12 protein-coding genes are annotated in these 19330 nt (G+C 46.5%); 5 read left to right on the top strand and 7 right to left on the bottom strand.

Translation table 11 applies throughout. The annotated features are described in order from the left end of the window. Positions 1-5 precede the first annotated feature (5 nt). Complete coding sequence (locus HB364_RS30650) at positions 6-3143, bottom strand: SusC/RagA family TonB-linked outer membrane protein (RefSeq protein WP_246228666.1); 3138 nt, start codon at positions 3141-3143, stop codon at positions 6-8. A 32-nt stretch (positions 3144-3175) separates the two neighbouring features. Continuing rightward, entirely contained in the window at positions 3176-4915 is a 1740-nt protein-coding gene (locus HB364_RS30645; protein WP_167292263.1) for an alpha-L-fucosidase, read from the bottom strand. A gap of 270 nt (positions 4916-5185) precedes the next feature. Between HB364_RS30645 and HB364_RS30640 the strand changes: the two genes are divergently transcribed. From HB364_RS30640 to HB364_RS30630, 3 genes are all read left to right on the top strand, one after another. Continuing rightward, positions 5186-6613 (top strand): sensor histidine kinase, encoded by a 1428-nt coding sequence (locus HB364_RS30640; RefSeq protein WP_167292262.1) that lies wholly within the window; start codon positions 5186-5188, stop codon positions 6611-6613. An 87-nt stretch (positions 6614-6700) separates the two neighbouring features. Continuing rightward, the gene (locus HB364_RS30635; RefSeq protein ID WP_167292261.1) at positions 6701-7408 is read left to right on the top strand and encodes a response regulator transcription factor; all 708 of its coding nucleotides are present in this window, start codon (positions 6701-6703) and stop codon (positions 7406-7408) included. Between the two features lie 222 nt (positions 7409-7630). Next, positions 7631-7978 (top strand): hypothetical protein, encoded by a 348-nt coding sequence (locus HB364_RS30630; RefSeq protein WP_167292260.1) that lies wholly within the window; start codon positions 7631-7633, stop codon positions 7976-7978. A gap of 131 nt (positions 7979-8109) precedes the next feature. On the opposite strand, the gene HB364_RS30625 is transcribed toward HB364_RS30630, so the two are convergent. The 5 genes from HB364_RS30625 to HB364_RS30605 form a co-directional block, all read right to left on the bottom strand. Further along, a complete protein-coding gene (locus HB364_RS30625) occupies positions 8110-8931 on the bottom strand; it encodes a DUF4249 domain-containing protein (RefSeq protein WP_167292259.1) in 822 nt (273 codons plus the stop codon). Positions 8932-8948: 17 nt separating this feature from the next. Continuing rightward, entirely contained in the window at positions 8949-11324 is a 2376-nt protein-coding gene (locus HB364_RS30620; protein WP_167292258.1) for a TonB-dependent receptor, read from the bottom strand. A gap of 145 nt (positions 11325-11469) precedes the next feature. Continuing rightward, entirely contained in the window at positions 11470-12162 is a 693-nt protein-coding gene (locus HB364_RS30615; RefSeq protein WP_167292257.1) for a LytR/AlgR family response regulator transcription factor, read from the bottom strand. Continuing rightward, a complete protein-coding gene (locus HB364_RS30610; RefSeq protein WP_167292256.1) occupies positions 12159-13190 on the bottom strand; it encodes a sensor histidine kinase in 1032 nt (343 codons plus the stop codon). Before HB364_RS30610 ends, HB364_RS30615 begins: the two co-directional genes overlap by 4 nt. A gap of 160 nt (positions 13191-13350) precedes the next feature. Then, positions 13351-14241 carry a helix-turn-helix domain-containing protein gene (locus HB364_RS30605; RefSeq protein WP_167292255.1) on the bottom strand — a complete coding sequence of 297 codons (891 nt, stop codon included), beginning with the start codon at positions 14239-14241 and terminating at the stop codon, positions 13351-13353. A 233-nt stretch (positions 14242-14474) separates the two neighbouring features. Between HB364_RS30605 and HB364_RS30600 the strand changes: the two genes are divergently transcribed. Both HB364_RS30600 and HB364_RS30595 read left to right on the top strand, forming a co-directional pair. Continuing rightward, on the top strand, positions 14475-17651 hold the full coding sequence (locus HB364_RS30600; RefSeq protein ID WP_167292254.1) for a SusC/RagA family TonB-linked outer membrane protein: 3177 nt from the start codon (positions 14475-14477) through the stop codon (positions 17649-17651). A gap of 74 nt (positions 17652-17725) precedes the next feature. Further along, the gene (locus tag HB364_RS30595) at positions 17726-19309 is read left to right on the top strand and encodes a RagB/SusD family nutrient uptake outer membrane protein (RefSeq protein ID WP_167292253.1); all 1584 of its coding nucleotides are present in this window, start codon (positions 17726-17728) and stop codon (positions 19307-19309) included. Positions 19310-19330 lie beyond the last annotated feature (21 nt).

Raw genomic sequence — 19330 nt, 5'->3', positions numbered from 1 at the left:
AAAAATTAAAAACTGAGGTTCACACCAATATTATAGACCCTTTGTACCGGGTAGGCCAGGCCATTGCTGCCCATCTCCGGGTCCCACAGCTTAAAGCTGCTGATCACAAACAGGTTGTTGCCATTCAGGTAAAAACGGGCATTGGACAGTTTGAACTTCTTCAATAAGGCTTTGGGTAAAGTATAACCCAGCTCTACCGATTTCAGGCGCAGGAAAGCGCCGTTGCGCATCCACCAGGTAGAGGTCCAGCTATTATTCAGGATCGTTCTGTCACTCAACCTGGGCCAGAAGGCATACACATCCCGGTTGCTTTCCGACCAGTGGTCCTCAGCGATGATATTCAGCAGCCCGCTTTCAAATCCACTATTCTTTTTGAAGGGCTGTATAGCATCATTATTGATAAAAATGGAGCTGCGGGCCGATCCCTGTACAAAAGCGCTGACGTCAAAACTCTTATAGCCAAAAGAAAAACCGCCCCCATACACGATCTCCGGCGTTTCAGGATAACCGATGGGTACCTGGTCGCCATTGCCATCAATAATATTATTACCATCCAGGTCGAGGTACTTAATATCGCCGCCGCTCACCATGCCAAAATCCTGCAGGGGAGAGTTCTTCACTTCATAATCATCTATAAACAGCCGCTCAGCGATCAGCCCCCAGCGCTGGGAAAGCGAATAACCCACCTTACTGCTCCAGGGTGTGGGGTAAATGGGTTCTTCATTCACCAGCAGTTTGCTCGCTGCATACGTGAAATTGCCGCGCAATTGCAGCCACATCCCATTGTTGAATGATTTATTATAATCCATCTGCAGGTCGATGCCCTTGCCTTCTGCTTCCCCTACATTCGCCTGTATAGGCGCGCTCAGCCCCATAGAGACGGGTATATAGGCACGGCTCATCAGGATATTCTTCCGGTGCTCACGATATACATCCACGGTAAGATTAATGCCGTTCCTCAATTGTACATCCAGCCCAATATTCGTTTTATAGGCCTTCTCCCAGGTGATGGACGTATTGGCATAGCGTTCCACCGTAACACCATTTAGCGAGGTGCCAAAGTTTTCGCCAAATACAGCTCCTTTATTGGGGTCATTCATCGCTACCTGCGACAGGTAAAAGAAGCGGTCATTGGCGCTGCCGATCTGGTCATTGCCCACCAGGCCATAGGTGCCACGCAGTTTCAGGAGCGTGATCACATCCGAGAGACGGTCAAAGAACTTTTCATTGTGTACATTCCAGGCCAGTCCGCCGGAAGGGAAAAAGCCCAGCCGGTTGTTTTTGGAGAAGCGCTCAGAACCATTATAACCGAAATTGAATTCAGCCAGGTACCGGTTATCGTATCCATACGTAAACCTGCCGGATACACCCTGGTTACGGTAGGGCAGGGAGCTCTGCAGATCGCCCACGGTAGAATTAGCCGTCAGGTAATTCCGCATCGTGGTGATCAGCATGCCCGATACATCATGATCGCCGAAGCTATGGGTATAATTCACCGCTGCTTCGAGATACGAAACCGTGTTCAGTATCTTGGCGCCCGGTACATAACCCAGGTATTCTGTACCATTCGTATTAATAGGAGAGAGGACCGGGTCTTTGCCATCAGGCGAATAGGATAATGAATAATAAAACGGGGAATAAGCCCTGGTAAGGCTGAAAGAAGCATAGCGTTGCGTAAATGTCATCAACCGCGCCGAAAGACCAGGCGTAATAAAATTCAGGTTCTGCCGCAGGTCCAGTTGGGCAGTCATGGTGGAAGTATTGGATTGCTCATAGCCCGATACCATACTGGCATAAGGATTATTATACCGGGCGCCATTGGCATCGAGGGCGCTGCCAAACAAGGGATGGTTCAGCCGCGGCAGGAAAGAGGAAGGGTACAGGGCCGGGAACATCACCGGGTTGCTCTTCAACGCCTGGTCAAAAATATTGCCGCCGCCACCTACCGGACCATTATAATCATCAAACTGTCCGGATACACGGATATTGGCCACCGTGGTGGGCGCCACATTGATCGTAACGTTCGACCTGATCTGGTAGCTGCGCAGCTTAATATTGCTGTTGAAATTATTCAGCCCGTTCTCTTTCAGTACGCCATTGTCTACATTATACGTACCGGAAACATAATACTGGGCGATCTTGCCGCCGCCACTCATATTCAGGTTATACCGCTGGTTATTTGTATAATCCTTGATCAGCATCTTCAGCCAGTTATTATTGGGATACAACAAAGGATCGGCGCCGGCGGCTGTCAGCGCGATTTTCTCCTGCGAGTACAGGGGCGCTCTTAACGGGTACCGGGTAACCAGGGCCTCATTGGCCAGCTTCATATACGTGATATTATCCGCAAACCGGAAATTCTTCGTATTGCTCGATGTGGAGTTTTCAGCACGGAGGCTAAACTTTGTCTTTCCTTCTGTCCCTGTTTTCGTGGTCACCAGGATCACGCCATTGGCGCCGCGGGCGCCGTACAGCGAAGAAGCGGTAGCATCTTTCAATACAGAAAACCCGGCAATATCATCCGGCTGCAGGCGCGCCAGGTCATTGGCGGTGGATTCCATATTATCAATCAGGATCAGCGGGTCTACCTTACCGGCGCCAAACGTGGTAACGCCCCGTATGAAAAAGCTGGCATTGTCCTTGCCCGGCTCGCCACTGCGCTGGTAGGCAATAATGCCGGATATCTTACCGGCAAGCATCGTTGTCAGGTTGCTCGTAGGTCCTTTCAGCTCTTTGGGGTTGATCGTAGTTACGGCGCTCACTATGCTTTTCTTCTTTTGGGTGCCATAAGCTACCACCGCCACTTCTTCCATTGCTTTCTCACCCGCTTTCAATACCACATTGATCACAGGCTCTCCTTTCACCTCCACCTCCTGGGCAGTAAAACCAACAAAAGAAAATACCAGCGTGCCGTTGGAAGGCACTTTAATAAAATAATTGCCTTTCACATCTGTGCGGGTGGCCACTTTTGGGTCCGACTTCAAGGCGATCGTCACGCCTTCCAGCACAGCCGTGTCGGAGCGTACGGTTCCTTTTACAACGATCTCGCTCGTTTGAGCAAAGGAACCTGCCGCAGCCGCGAGCAATAAGCATAACAAAAGGATGGGTTTGGTCCTTTTGAATACGTAGCAGTACATGTTCATAGCAGTCTTTAGTTTTGATGTATGGAGAATTGTTATATCAACCTGATCTGTCTTAAATTAATCGCGTTCCATCCCTGTTGGTCCGGGCGGATAGCGATTGTATACCTGCCTGCCTTGTCAATCGTGATCTTGCCCAGCGTTACTGCTGTGTAATGGTTATAATCTCCTGTGCTGTTCAGGGTTATTTCCAATGTTTGTGTACCCACCTGTACACTGAACCTGCTGGAGCTGGCCGGCGTGCCCGCAACAGCAGTGAGCGTATATGTGCCGGGTTTATTGATCACTACTTCCCAGGAAACCCAGGAACGGGCGCTGGTCCAGTAACCAATATTGCGGGCTTCCCAATCGCCTTCCGTCATAGCGCTGGCTTCCCCTTTTTCATTATGGATATGCGCCATCTCAGCGCCCAGGAGCAGGGAGCCATTGCTCTGTTGTTGAATGGAAAAAGGTTGAATGGTTAAGGGTGCTTGTGTTTTCAGTTCTATTACCGAGGCCACGGGGTCGGGTGGAGTGGTGGGTACCTTAATAACAAGTCCTTCTTCACTGGTCTGCACGGCCAGTGCACGGCGGTTAGACAAAAGCCTGGCCGATTGTATGGTGCTGGTTAAACCCGGTACCAGTAATTGGCCATCTTTCGGCCAGGCAAATACATGCAGGTAGATGGTGGTGGTCTTACCTTCTACCCGTTTGGTGGCGCGTCCCCAGGGTAATAATTTGAACGGACTGGCAGTGGTGCCATAAATAGCTTCGCCATTTACCTTAGTCCATTGGCCGATCGCTTTTAGTCTTTCCACAATTGGAGCAGGGAATTCGCCTGCTGCATCGGGACCTACATTCAGCAGGTAATTGCCGCCTTTGGAAGCAATATCCACCAGGTTGCGGATGAGGGTAGCGGAGCTCTTCCAGTTATGGTCATTTGTTTTAAAGCCCCAGGTATCATTCATCGTCATGCAGGTTTCCCAATCGCGCCCTTCTATACCGGTGGCAGGAATATATTGTTCGGGGGTGGAGATGTCTCCTTTGTAATGGCCGCCCAGCCGGTCGTTGGTGATAATGCCCGGTTGCAGCGACAGCAAGCTGTCCAGCCTGGCAGCCCGCTCGTTGTTCATATCGGTAGGCACGTCCCACCACAGCTCTACCACATCGCCATACTGTGTTAATAGCTCACGCACCTGTGGCACGGCTACCTGGTCAATATACCTATCCATGCTGCCTTCCTGGGTCTTGTCCCAATGGCCGCGGGCTGCAGCACCTCCGGGATTATACCAGTCATTGGCCTGGGAATAATAAAAGCCCAGCTTCATGCCTTGTTTGCGGCAGACTTCCACCAGTGGTTTCAGCAGGTCCTTACCATATGGGGAGGCTTTTACTACATTCCAGTCGCTGGCTTTCGAGTTGAACAGGGCAAAGCCGTCGTGGTGTTTGGCTGTAATCACAATGTATTTCATGCCGGCCTCCCTGGCCATACGCACCCAGGCTTCCGGGTTGTACTTCGTGGGATTGAATTGTTGGGCATATTGCTCATAATCACTGCGGGGAATGCTGGCGTCATGCATGATCCATTCCCCCAATCCGCCGATGGCTTTGTCTTTATACGTACCGGCCGGAACAGCATATACGCCCCAATGAATGAACATGCCGAGCCTTGCTTTACGCCACCAGTCCATTTTGGATGCAACAGGGGCATTCGTTGTCGTCTGACCTTGTAAGGATTGTAAAAAGACGGGTAACAGGATCAATGAGACAAATGTCTTACGGATAATATGCTGCATATATCAGGTTTAGAAATAATAACCAAACACCGGTGGCGACTAACAGGCCCACTCGCCATTTACCACTTGCCACTCGCTTGTGAATAAAATTAACAGGGAATTAATCCCGCGCTTGTCAACGGAAGTCAAACGAATTGTTAACGGATATTAAATGATCAGCATTCTCAGCCGGATACATATTATCTTTAATGCTTTTCAAATGAAGTACACCATAAACTTCCCCGCAGTGTCTCCCGCAGGGGACGCTGCGGAAGCAGGAAACCATAATTAATGAAGTACACCATCACTGCTCATAAGATTATTGCTGTGCTGAGCTTTCTCATCCTCTCAGCCGTTCAGTTCTTCCTGGTGTACAATACCTATGAACTCAAGAACAAGCAATACTATATCCAGGAAAAAGAGCTCATCAAAAAAGAATACAGCACCAGTGTGCAATCCGACCTCATCTTCCCGGGTGGCGCGAAGATCCTGGATACCGCCATCTACAATAACCTCAATAAAATGGAACAGCTATACCGTTCTGATGAACGGGCGTTCAATGCCTTTACACAATACCTGCTCGATAGTACAGTCCGTGTACTGCGCCGGGCAGAGAACATGGATAGCCTGCTGGCCTACACCCGGAAAAAACATGCTATACGTACAGAATTGGCGTATGGATTGTGCATAGACATATTGGAAGTGAGTTTCGGCAAGCGGCAATTCATTTCTATTTATAATAAAGAACAACGCTATCCCCGCATTGGCGACTCGCTGCAGCGCCCATCCGGTTTATGGCTGGGTGGAGACTTGAAGCATGTCAATGAGAACAACAAAATTGTCACCGTTTCAGTAGGTGGTGTGGCCGACCGTACCTACCGCATCGCCTATAGCTTTTATGTAGATACCAAACACCGTAAAATAGCCATCCTGCAACGCATGATGCCTACCTTCGCCTTATCACTCTTTTCTATCCTCGTTGTCGTACTGATCTTCTTCATCACCCTGCGCAACTGGATACGGCAGAAGAAGCTCTCAGAAATGAAGTCGGATTTCATCAATAGCATCACCCATGAATTCCATACACCCCTGGCGGCCATCATTGTGGCCAACAAAACCCTGCAGAATGATAAAGTGAACGTAAGCCGGGAAACGGTGCAACCGCTGACGGAGGTCATAGAGCGGCAGTCGGACAGATTGAAAAAACTCATTACCCAGGTGCTGGACATTACCAGCATGAGCCAGCTCACCCTCAAGAAGGAAACACGATCATTGCATCACTTGCTGGATGAAATATTGCTGGATTATAAACTCAAGCTCAATGGCGTGCCGGTCGTGCTGACCCTGGAGAAGAATGCAGTGAGGGATGAGGTATCGCTCGATCCGTTCTGGTTCACTACCATACTATTGAACATCTTCGACAATGCCATCAAATACAACCGGCAGGAGTCAAAGGAAATAACGGTTGCCACGGTGAACGACAAAAAGAATATACTGGTACGTATTGCCGACAATGGCATCGGCATGACGGCAGCAACACAGCGGCACCTGTTTGACAAATTCTACAGGGATACGCAACTATTGAATGGGGAGATAAAAGGATTGGGATTGGGCTTATATTACGTGAAGCAGGCCATTGAAGCGCATCACTGGCAAATAGACATCGAAAGCCGGGAAGGAGCGGGGAGTATATTCACCATTACAATACCGCTGACCTGAAAACGGCGAGTGGTAAATAGCAAGTGGCTAGTGGTTTGAGCCCACTCGCTACTCGCCACTTACCACTGGCTTTTTAATGATCCAAACATGAAATCTAAAATCTTACTCGTAGAGGATGAAATTGACTTAGGTAATGTCGTCAAACAATACCTTGAGATCATGGACTTTACCGTAGACTGGAGCCGGGATGGCAAAACCGCACTGGAACAATTTCGCGCCAATCCCGGTAAATATGATATCCTGCTCCTCGATGTGTCTATGCCAGAGATGGATGGCTTCGACCTGGCCAACAGGATCATGAAAATAGACCAGCACACTCCCTTCCTGTTCTTAACAGCCCGCAATGAACGGGCCGACCGCTTATATGGATTGAAGATCGGGGCAGATGATTACATTGCCAAGCCATTTGATATTGATGAACTGGTTTTGCGCATCCGGAACATCATTAAACGCAATAGCGGTCACCAGGAAACAGTCAACCGTGCCCTCATTGAACGTGGCGATGTAAAGTTTTACAAAGACTCCCTCAAATTAATAATCGGCAACCAGCGGGAAATAGAACTGACGCCCCGGGAGTCTGAGTTGCTGGAATTCCTCTTCAATAATGAGAACAAGATTCTAAAGCGGGAAGAAATACTCACCCGGTTATGGGGCGAGAATGATTACTTCCTCGGCCGCAGCCTCGATGTATTCATCTCCCGCCTCCGGAAATACCTCAGTAAATCAAACTACATCAGCATCAGCAATGTATACGGTGTAGGCTTTGTATTCAACGTACAAACCGGCAAATCGTAAGAACGAGGCGACAAGGCATAGAGGCATAAAGGCAATAAGGAGCCTCCTTTACCCCATTCCGGGGATTTATCTATACAATTCTATCCACCTCCGGGCACCTGCGCACTCAATATCAGCGCCGGCGGGGAGACCTCCCGCAGATATCTGATGGCACAGCTTTTGAAAACATACCAACAGCAAGTGGCCGGAGATGATTGGCCACTCGCCTCAAAAATAAACACCATGAACAGACCAGATCAAATGACATCTTTGATGCAGGTGATGGAAAAATTACGACTGGACAAGAAAGACAATGAGTTCCGCTGGACTCCCGAAGGTTTTTCAGCCGGAAGGGGGAAGACATACCAGCCGGAAGACCTGAAGATCATTAAAACATTCCGTTTTGAAGGAGAATCCAATCCCGATGATTCATCTGTACTGTACCTTATCGAAGCCAAGGATGGGCTGATTGGCTATACCCTCGATTCCTATGGTGCTGCGAGTAGTCATGATGATGAAGAGGGTTATGACAATTTCCTGCGAAAGATCCATGTGGAAAATCGCGATGATCAGTTGATTTTCGAACTCTGATGAAAACTTACATAGGAATAATTGAGATGGAAACACCTCAATAGGTCAGGCCCCCGCCCAGCGGGGGCTTTTTTATATTTCAGGATGAATCACCCACTTCCTGTAGTGCCAGGACATAGCTTTATAGTGAATTATTTTATTGTATAATCCCTGGTAGCTACTTCAGACAGTCTGAAATACCCGTAAGCAAAATTTTTGCTATTTGTCTGGTTTACGATATTGCCACGAACGGCTGTGGGCGTTGTTGCAAAGGGGCTGCCGTCATTGCCGGATGCGTTGAGCAGCTTTCTGAAATAATCATAATACCTTCCTGATATTCCATACAGTTTTATATTCACCAGGTCTCCGGAGGTTAAATCTTTGTGGGAATAATACACCGGTGTTAGTCCGCCCTGGCTGTTCTCATCCTCTTCAACAGCGTATTGAGGAAAAGCTATATGCGGAATTTTGTTGCTGTAGAGATAGTAATTTGCCTGTGATGCGTCGTCCTGGTAATAGTAGGTGATCTCCACTTCGTCTCCTGCCATTCCTCCGGTATTGTTTTGTTCTATGTTGTCCCCGATCTCCGGTACAGCCATCAGTGTTTCGGTAGCGGTGTAGGTTTCGCCGTTCAAAGAAATGGTCAACGTATAGGTTTCTCCTGTTACCGGCTGAAAATTACTACACCTATATTCGCCGGTGCCGGGATTCTCTACAAAATCAAAAGCGGTGTTTGCCGAATTGGTTACCACAACACTGGCGCCTGAAACTGCCGGAAATTCATCATTGTAATACGCCGTAGTAGTCGAGAGTTTTATTTTTTGCTCGTTGCCCGAAGTATTTTTTACCCAATCAATAGATGCATCTATCACTAGTTTTGGCGCTGCAGTATCCAGCTCTACTTTGATAACTTTTTCACACGAAATCACTAAAAAGCAGCTTGCCATGATCAAATAGTTCTTCAATATTCTCATCGTATAATCTTTAGAAGTTAGAATTTAAAATTGTAGGTTACGCCTGGAATGATGCCGAATATGGACATTCTTCTGGCTTCACTTTTGCCTGTTTCTGTATTTTGTCCGAAGTTGAGTGCCGCGGCGTTTCCCCTGTTGTAAATATTGTAAATGCTGAAAACCCATTCACTTTTCCATCTCTTTTGTTTATCAGGTCTTGGTGTATAGGTTGCGGATACATCCAGGTGGTGATATGCCGGTAGAGAGTTCTCATTTCTTGTTCCGTAGTTGGCAATCGTAACTCCCTGGTATTGATATTTTCCAATGGGAAACGTCGCTGCCTTACCCGTTTGATAAGTGAAAATTCCACCGAAACTCCATTTCTTAGTAAGCTGATAAGCTGCTGTTAGCGATAGATTATGCGTTTTATCATAATTGGCACGGTACCATTCTCCATTATTAATTCCAGGTTCGTTTGCATTTCTCCCCGGTGTTCTTTGTTCTGCCCGGGAAAGGGTGTAAGAAAGCCAGCCCGTTAGTTTGCCGGTATTTTTTCTGGCTAAAATCTCCAAACCATAAGCCCGCGCTTCGCCGTTTAGCATTACTCTTTCTATGGCTTTGTGTGCAATGAGTTCTGCACCGTCAATATAATCTGCCTTGTTTTTTATTTTTTTGTAGAAGGTTTCTACCTCCAGTGAATATTTGCCGCCCTTAAAATTTTGAAAATAACCCAACGCCACCTGGTCCAGGATCTGCGGTTTTAAATATTGATCGCTGGGCGCCCAGATATCAAGCGGAGAAACAGATGCGGTGTTGGAAATTAAATGGATGTATTGGCTCATCCGGTTATAACTTGCCTTTACGGACTGATTGCTGTTAAAAGAATATACGGCTGCAAAACGAGGTTCTATATTTCCGAAGCTTGCAATTCTTTTGTTCTTTCCGTAGCTGATGGCCCCCGTTGGCGCTCCTTCTTCATAAATCTGTAGTTCCGGATTGAAAACTACGGCTTGGTTATTGGCATAAGTACTTACAACTTCCTGCCCCAACCTTTGAAAGTAACTGTACCGGAGTCCGTAGTTAAAAGAGAGTTTTTCAGAAAGCTTTTGTTCGGCACTGATGTACAATGCGTTTTCGAAGGCATATTTTTTGGCAATCTGATCCGGATTGACGGGCGAATTTTTGTCAAAAGGATTGATGGTCCCGGGATTGAACTGGTAGTAAATGGAATTGAGCCCGTAGCTCAAATTCAGTTTGTTTGACAGGTAATGCTTGAAGTCGTATTTGAAATTGTAGTTTTTGATATCCGACTTCCAGTCAATGCCTGCGAATTTTATCTGTAATCCATAATTGTAATCGCTGTAAATGAATGATGCGTTGGAAAACAATTTATCGGAAAATATATGGTTCCACCTTAGGTTAAAAAGCGCATTGCCATAATCGTTCATCAGGGCGTTGTTGAAATTCATATTATCCTTTCCAAAATACCCTGATAAATAAAGGCTGTTTCTATCGTTCAACTTATAATTCAGTTTTGCGTTCAAATCATAGAAATAGGCAGAATTAGGCTCGTTGGCCATTTTCAGGAAAAGATGTGCGTAGGAAGCTCTTCCGGCAACCACAAATGAGCTTTTCTCTTTCACAATCGGACCTTCGGCCAACAATCTGCTGGACACTGCTCCTATTCCGCCGTTTAAGCGGAACTCTTTATTGTTTCCTTCCTTTTGATAAATATCCAGCACCGAAGAAATACGTCCGCCAAAATTTGCCGGAATGCCTCCTTTATACAATTTCAGGTCTTTGATGACATCGGAATTAAAAACGGAGAAGAACCCGAACAAATGTGAGGTATTATACACCACTGCCTCATCTAGCAATACAAGGTTCCCGTCAACTGAACCACCTCTTACATTAAATCCGGACGATCCTTCCTGGGCATTGGTGACGCCCGGAAGCTGCAGAATAGACTTCAATACATCGACTTCGCCCATCACTGCAGGCATTTTTTTGATGGTTGCGATAGATAATTTAACGGTGCTCATCTCAGGTTTATGGATGTTGACTCTGTTACTATTTGCTGTAACTGTCACTTCTCCCAATGTTTTACCACTTTCATTCATTACAAAGTCTTTTTTGGTGTTTTGGGTTAATGAAATTTGTTCTTCCACATTGTCAAAACCCGTATGACTAACGACCAGGGTATACTCTCCTTTGGGTAACGTAATAGAGTAGAATCCATACGAATTGGTAATAACGCCTGCCCTCATGTTGTCTTTAACATACACAGAAGCGCCAATTACGGTTTCGCCATTTTTCTTATCTCTTATTGTTCCGCTTATGGTGAATTTCTGCTGTGCCAGTAGCATTGTGCTGAATAAAATGAGGAGGTTGGTTATTGCTATTTTCTTATACATAAGGTAAATTAGAATGAGCCACAAATGTGCAATCAGGGAAAGTGTCAAAAAAAAATCTGAGAAGAAGGGAAAGAATTAAGCGAAGAATGAACATGTCCCATCCACTCAAGATAGCTATCGGGACATTACCAAGGGAGCAGGTGTCTTAAGAAGAATAGCGGTTGAAAAAATCATCCGTGTAGGTTCTTCCAATGGGAAACGATGCGTCTCCAATGAAAATTGTTGTTCCTCTCACGGCCTCTATTTTGTTGAATGGCAAAATAAAACTTCGATGCACACGGATGAAATCAGCGGAAGGCAATTTCTCCATCATGTCTTTCATGGGCATCCGTGCCACAATAGCTTTGCGGTCTTTGATATGAATTTTGAGATAATCAGCTAATCCCTCGATGTATAGAATATCGGCTAAGGGGATTTTTACCAAACTGAAATCGGCACGAATAAATATGTATTTATCTGCACTTAGGCCTTTTTTATTGATGTGCTCAAAGTATTCCAGCGCTTTGGTAATGGCTTGTGTAAAGCGTTTCTGATTGATGGGTTTCAGTAAGTAGTCAATAGCGTTTAACTCGTAACTAACGACCGCGTATTCGCTGAAAGCGGTGGTAAAAATCACCATTGTGTTTTGCTGCAATGACTTTACTAAATTAATTCCTGTCATGGAAGGCATTTGTATGTCGCAGAAAATTAAGTCGACAGGAAATTTCCGTAAATGCTTTAAGGCTTCGTTGGGTTGAGTGAATGTTTTTTGCAGATTGACACTTCCACTTTTGTTGCATAACGATTGGATCACTGTAAGTGCTAAGGGCTCATCGTCTATGGCAATGGCATTTATCATTGTAGGTTGATATGTAAAGAAACAGAAAATTCCTTTTCGGTTTCATTAATAACCAGCAAATGTTTTGAAGGATAAATTAAATTCAGCCGATGGTTTGTGTTTATAATTCCCAACCCGCTTCTTTCAGAGATCTCTCTCTGAATATTCACTTTATTATTTAGTACTCTTAACTGAAATTCTGACTTGTTCACTGTCATTTCAATTTTGATATGACTCTTTTGTTCGGAATTTACTCCATGTTTAAAAGCATTTTCAATAAAAGGAATTAACAGCATAGGAGCAATTTGAAAATCAGGGATATTTTCCAGGCTATAATATTCAAGTTTCACACTTCTGTCTAAGCGTATCTTTTGCAATTCAATGAAATTGTTGATATGGTTGACTTCATCTTCCAGTAAAACAAAGTCCTGTAGTGTGTCTTTCATGGTGTAGCGCATCATCTCCGAAAGTTTGTCAACCATGTCTGCTGCCTTTGGTGCGGTGTCAATAGCAGTAGCGTAAATGTTGTTCAATGTATTAAACAGGAAATGAGGGTTGATTTGTGATTTGAGAGAAGCAATTTGTGCCGAAAGCTTTTCGCTTTCGGTTTGCTTCAGCCTGTTGTAAGCTGCCCATAGAATAGATGATGCAATAGATAAGAGCCACAACAAAAGGGCATTGATGATGATTACGGGAATGATTTTTTCAATAGCCGGATTTGTCCTGCCTAATGTTTCAGGGTTGAAATCGGAAAAGATAAATATGACCCCTGAAAGTAAAAGTACGGATGCTATTGCCAGCAACAGAGACGAAAAATAGAGCCAGTATTTTTTTGTAAGCAGAAACTTAGGAATAAGAAAAAAGTAATTGAAGTAAAAAATTATTAACAATACGCTGCTTAAAACAAAACAGAGTAAAAGATATTTTGTGTCAGATGCAGGGTCTAACGAATTGAAAACCTGGTCGGTTGTAACATAAGGAATGACCAGCAGCAACACCCAGACCAAGGCATGCATAGCAATTGTGAACGGCTTAAGTTTCATTTCCATAATTACTTTAGGGATAACCCGCAAACCAAAGGTAGGCTTCTGTCTTTCGATTCAAAAAAATTGAGAAAAAGGGCGCCAGTTTGTAGAAGAATGAACGCACCCCTGCATTAGGGATTGAAGCAAAAGTAAATCGAAGCAAACGTGTATTCAACTCGTTGCCTTAAATAAAAATCCTCCTCCCCGAAAAACTCTCCCTGAACTCCCGGGGCGTACAGCTCTTTTTCTTCCGGAAAATGCGGTTGAAATTGGAGATGTTATTAAAGCCGCAATGATAGGCAATCTCGGCTACTGATTGGGTCGTATCGATCAGCATGCGGGAGGCATGTCCCAGCCTGATCTCTGTCAGGCTGTCAATAAATGTATTGCCTGTGCGCTGTTTGAAAAAACGGCTGAAAGCTACTTCCGACATATTGGCCAGTTTTGATACCTCGCCCAGGGCAATGGGCTTATCAAAATTCTGGTTCATATACTCAAACGTCTTCTCAATACGCCGGCTGTTATAACTGAATGGTTCAGTCGTATTAAACGAAGAGTCGGAGAGGATGCGCATATTGCGGGAAGTGGAAAGGTCGTGCAGGATAGACATCAGTTCCAGCACTGAATCAAAGCCATGCTTGCGGTTCAGTTCAATAATACGTGGCGCTACCTGCTGGGCGGTATCTTTGGAAAACAAAATGCCCCGTACTGATTTCTCAAACATCGTACGGATAAAATTCAGTTGATTGCGCCGGAGGAACTTATCATCAAACAGGTCCTTGTGGAATTGTATCGTGATCTCCCGGATCTCCTTGTCCTTGCATTTATGCGTAAACCAGGCATGTTGCAGATTGGGCCCTACCAGCACCAGCTCAATATCATCTATCTCTTCTATATGATCGCCGATCATGCGTTGTGCCTGCTTTGCGTTCTCGATAAAATTCAGCTCAAACTCCTCGTGATAATGCAGGGGGAAATCAAACTCCGTTTTTACCCGGGAAAACAGGGTGAAACAGTCGCTCTGCGTAAGGGGAGTGATCTCCCGCAGGATATCATTCTTTACTGCTTTGCTCATATAGCGGTGAGTATATATTGGTGATACATCAAATTTATACAAAGAATTGTAAATAAAGTATCATTTATTAAGATTGTTTTAATATTCACTGAAATGCAATACAGTAGCGTGTATTAGTTGATTAAGAGCTTTGTTGTGATACTTGTTTGCTATAAAAAATATTGAAAATGGATAAAAAAGTACTTGTCATATATTCATTGTGAAAATACATTTGGGTCAAATTTACTTGCTGTATGAGAAAAAAAGTATTCACCCGGATACTGCTATGTCTACTACTATGCATATCCACCTTCTCCTTCTCCTTTGCACAACAAAAAACAATTACCGGCATCATCTCCGACCAGCATGGCGCGCCGCTCGTGAATGCCACGGTACGGGTAAAAGGGGACAAGATCTCCGCCACTACAGATGGTAATGGCGCTTTTAAAATGAACGTTCCTGCCAACGCCAAAACACTGGTGGTTACCTATGTGGGCATGAACCCGCAGGAAATCTCCATCGAGGGTAAGACCAATGTACTGGCCACCCTCAACGTGGCCGATTCAAAGCTCAATGAAGTAGTGGTCATTGGTTACGGAACTGCCAAACGCGCCAATGTAACCTCTTCCATCTCTTCTGTTACAGAACGTGACCTGAAAAACATACCAGTGGCCGGCGCCGACCAGGCCATCCAGGGTAAGGTAGCAGGGGTGACCGTATCCAGCAACGGCGGACAACCGGGTGGTGGCGTATCCGTACGGGTACGCGGTATTACCAGTGTGAACGGGAACGATCCCCTTTATGTGGTTGATGGCGTACCCATGAGTGGTACTATCAACAGTCTTGAACAGAACGTGCTGGGTGGGGGCTCGGGCCAGATAGGACAGAGTGTGCTGGCCAGCCTGAACCCCAACGATATCGCATCCATCGACATTCTGAAAGATGCTTCTGCGCAAGCCATCTATGGTTCCAGGGCTGCCAATGGCGTAGTGTTGATCAATACAAAACGTGGTAAAACCGGCGAAGGGAAGATTAATTACGATGTTTATTACGGCTGGCAATCCGTACCCAAAAAATTGTCCATCATGAACCTGCGGGAATTTGCCCGCTACAGTAATTCCCTCGTCAATGAAGTGAGGGCTGCCGGTGATGGACTGGATAGTATTGGTGAGTTTAAGAACCCCGACCTGCTGGGCGAAGGCACCGACTGGCAGGATGCCATGTATCGTACCGGCCTCATGCAGAACCACCAGCTTTCTTTCTCCGGTGGGCAGGGAAAGACCAACTACTATTTTTCCGGCAACTATTTTAAACAGGATGGTATTATCATCGGTTCTGCCTTTGACCGTTATGCACTGCGCTTTAATCTCGATCAGCAGGTAAAAACCTGGCTGCGCGCCGGCGTAAGCGCCAACCTCTCCAGGAGCAACCAGAAAATAGCCCTTACTGATGGTTTTGATGCGGTGACCAGCGTAGTGCTCTACAACAGCCCCGCAGCGTTCGTGCGCAACTTCGATGGTTCCTATGCCACCACGGCCACCATTGGTGGTAATACCTTTGGGAATTCACGCAATCCTGTTGCATTGGCTGAATTACGGGACGTAAGGACCATTCAGTCCAAAGCATACGGAAGCCTTTATGCCGACCTTACCATCCTGAAAGGACTTACGCTCCGCAATGAAGTCAACTATGATTTCAACCTCAGCAGCAGCAAAGCCTACCAGCCTTTTATACAGAACGAGGCTACCAAAGAGATCATCCTGAGCCCCAGCCACCTCCGCGAAGAAAGAGGCAACAGCTATTACTGGGCCCTGAAAAGCTATCTCACTTACAATACCGGCTTTGGCAGGCACCAGGTCAATGCCACAGCAGGCCATGAAGCGCAATACTCTAAATGGGATAACATACAGGCTTACCGCACCAACCTTACCTTAAACCTGCCATCGCTTGCTGCCGGCGCCGGTGGTAATGGTTCCGGAGAACAGATCGGCGCGGGAACAGGCGAGTGGAGCATGGAGTCTTACTTCGCCCGGTTGAATTATACCTACGATGAAAAATATGCCCTCAGCGCTTCTATACGCCGGGATGCTTCTTCTGCTTTCGGTGAGAACAACCGCGTAGGTTACTTCCCCGCTGCCTCCATATCCTGGACGGCCAGCAATGAATCATTCCTGCAGGATGTCAAATGGCTTAACTACCTCAAACTGCGTGTAGGGGCTGGCGCTGTAGGCAACCAGAACGTAGCTGCCAACTCCTATACGACCAATATCCGCCTGCTCACGGAAGGCCCCTTCGGTCCCGGTGGTATTCCCCGCAACGTGGGCAACCCCGACCTCGGCTGGGAATCTGTGATCACCTATAATGCCGGTGTGGATGCCACTTTATTCAACAGGCGGGTTGACCTCACTGTTGACGTGTACCGCAAGGTCACTACCGACATGTTGCTGGCTACCCAACTGGGCGACTTCTCCGGCCTGGGTGAACAAACCAACCCCAACAACTGGAATGATATCTGGACACCCATTGCCAATGACGGTGAAATGGTCAATACCGGTATTGATATATCCTTAACTACCTATAATATCCAGACCAAAGACCTGAACTGGAAAACCACCGTCACTTTCAGCCATTACAAAAATATCCTCAACCGCCTCAATACACCCGATGCAGCCATTACAGGCCGCGTTAAAACAGACTATTCCGGTAATGATCCGGTAGTAACCCTTACCAAACAAGGATTGCCCGTGGGCGCTTTCTATGGTTATGTGACCAATGGTTTATTCAGGACCATGGACCAACTGAACAATGGCACCAACTGGGGACTGCCTGTAGGCATGAAAACATACTGGCTGGGTGATGTAATGTACAAAGACCTTGATGGCAACAAGATCATTGACGACAAAGACGTGGAGTTCATCGGCAACCCCAATCCCAAATTCACGGTTGGGTTTAACAACACCCTAAGCTATAAGAATTTTGACCTGAACGTATTCCTTTATGGAAGTGTGGGTGCTAAAATATACAACATCGTTCGCCGCCACACCGAGTCACTGACCAACCCCTGGAACAACCAGAGCACTGATGTGCTGAACAGGTATACGGCCGACAACACCAATGGCGTACTGCCCAGGTACAACCCCTGGCACAATAACAACTTCCGGGTGTCCGACCGTTTTGTGGAAAATGGTTCTTTCCTGCGGATACAAACCCTGTCGCTGGGCTATAACCTGCCGAAAAACCTCATTGGCAAGGCCAGGATTGCCAGTGCCCGGTTGTATGTATCAGCCCAGAACGTTTACACCTTTACCGGCTATTCCGGTTATGATCCCGACCTGGGTTCGCTCAACAACAATGTTACCCGCATGAACATTGATGACGGGCACTATCCCAATCCCAGGACCATCACCATCGGTGCAAACATTGAATTCTAACGCCATGGTTCGTGTCCGCAATGGTTCGTGTCCTCACGAACCATAACATTAAATCGTTAATAAAGCTAATTATTATGACATCAAAACTCATCATATCATTACTCGCAGCCGGTTGCATCGTCACCTCCTGCAAAAAATCATTCCTGGACCATCCTTCCCAAACGAGTCCAACCCTCGACAACTACTATAACAATGCCGATGAGGTCAACGGCGCTACAGGCATCCTGTACAATTCTGTATGGGGCGATTGGTTTGACAAAGCCTTTATTGATGTGGGCGATGTTATGGGCGGTACCCTGTACACCCGCGACGATAACTACAAGACCTTTTACAACTTCAACGTACAAAGTACCGACGGGTTGGTAGGCGCTACCTGGAAATCCTGTTATAAGGCTGCCGGTAATGCTGCTGTACTGGTAAAGACCTTTGAACAGAAGGCTGCCAAAGCAGGGGAGGCCGCCTACCTTACCCAGGGCATCGCAGAAGCAAGGTTCATCCGGGGATTTGCCTATTTCTACATTGCCCGCGCTTTCGGTGATGCGCCGATTGTGGAAGACCCCGTTTCACTCACCGCGCCCGGTAAATATGCAGTGCCCCGCTATTTCCAGAAAGATGTATTACGTTTTGCACTGGAAGACCTCCAGTTTGCAGAAGCCAACCTGCCTGCTGAACCTTATCAGCCGGGCCGTGTAACCAAATATTCCGCCAAAGGGCTCATGGCTAAATTGTACCTCTACAACAAAGAATATGACAATGCCAAAGCAAAGGCGAAAGAAGTAATGGACTATGCTACGTCTTCCGGGACAATAGGATTGATGGACGATTACCAGTACATGTTCTCCACTTCCAAAGCCAATAACAACAAAGAGTCACTGTTCGCCCTTCAATGGCAGGCTTCCATGAGCTGGAACGGAGGTAACCCTTACCAGCAATACCTGGGACCGCAACCCTTGCTGAAACCCAAACCCACCACTGCCGATGGTTATTCAGCCTGTGTGCCTTCCATAGATATGCTGGACCCTGCTACCGGTTACGCAACCGGCGATAAAAGGCGCGACTGGTCGGTTATGCAGCATGGATTTACAAAAGCAGCGTGGATCAATGAAAACTTTCCCACCGGCTTTATGTATGATACCACCACTGCCCAAACCAATGATTTCAAAATAAAAACGCCCACCCGCTCCAATGTACAGAAATACATTGTAGGTCCTAAAAGGGCCGATGAGCCGGTGAATGGTCCGCATACCAGCATGTGCACCTACATACTGCGTTATGCCGATGTATTGCTCATTTATGCGGAAGCCGTCATGGGCAGTGGTACTTCTACCTCCGATGCTACAGCGCTGGCAGCTTTCAATGCCGTACATACCCGGGCTCAGTTGCCTGCTGTAACCAGCCTTACAAAAGACGAGCTGCTGCATGAACGGAAAGTGGAATTTGCTTTTGAAGGCGATTACTGGTTCGATATACAACGCCAGGGTTTTGAAAAAGCAAAAGACATGATATCCAAACAGGAGAGAGGCAATTACAACGACAACGGCACCATCAACAGCCTGAAAGTGGTATTGAGTTCCGCCGGCCAGTTGTTTCTGCCCGTTCCCCAGTCAGAAACGGTTGAGAACCCCAAGCTGAAAGAGCCGGCTATTGCCTATTATTAATAACGATTGTTTTAAACTCAT

It is taken from the genome of Paraflavitalea devenefica, assembly GCF_011759375.1.
Classification (GTDB): domain Bacteria; phylum Bacteroidota; class Bacteroidia; order Chitinophagales; family Chitinophagaceae; genus Paraflavitalea; species Paraflavitalea devenefica.
The sequence above is the reverse complement of the archived record's forward strand: the minus strand, read 5'-3'. Positions and strand labels throughout refer to the sequence as shown.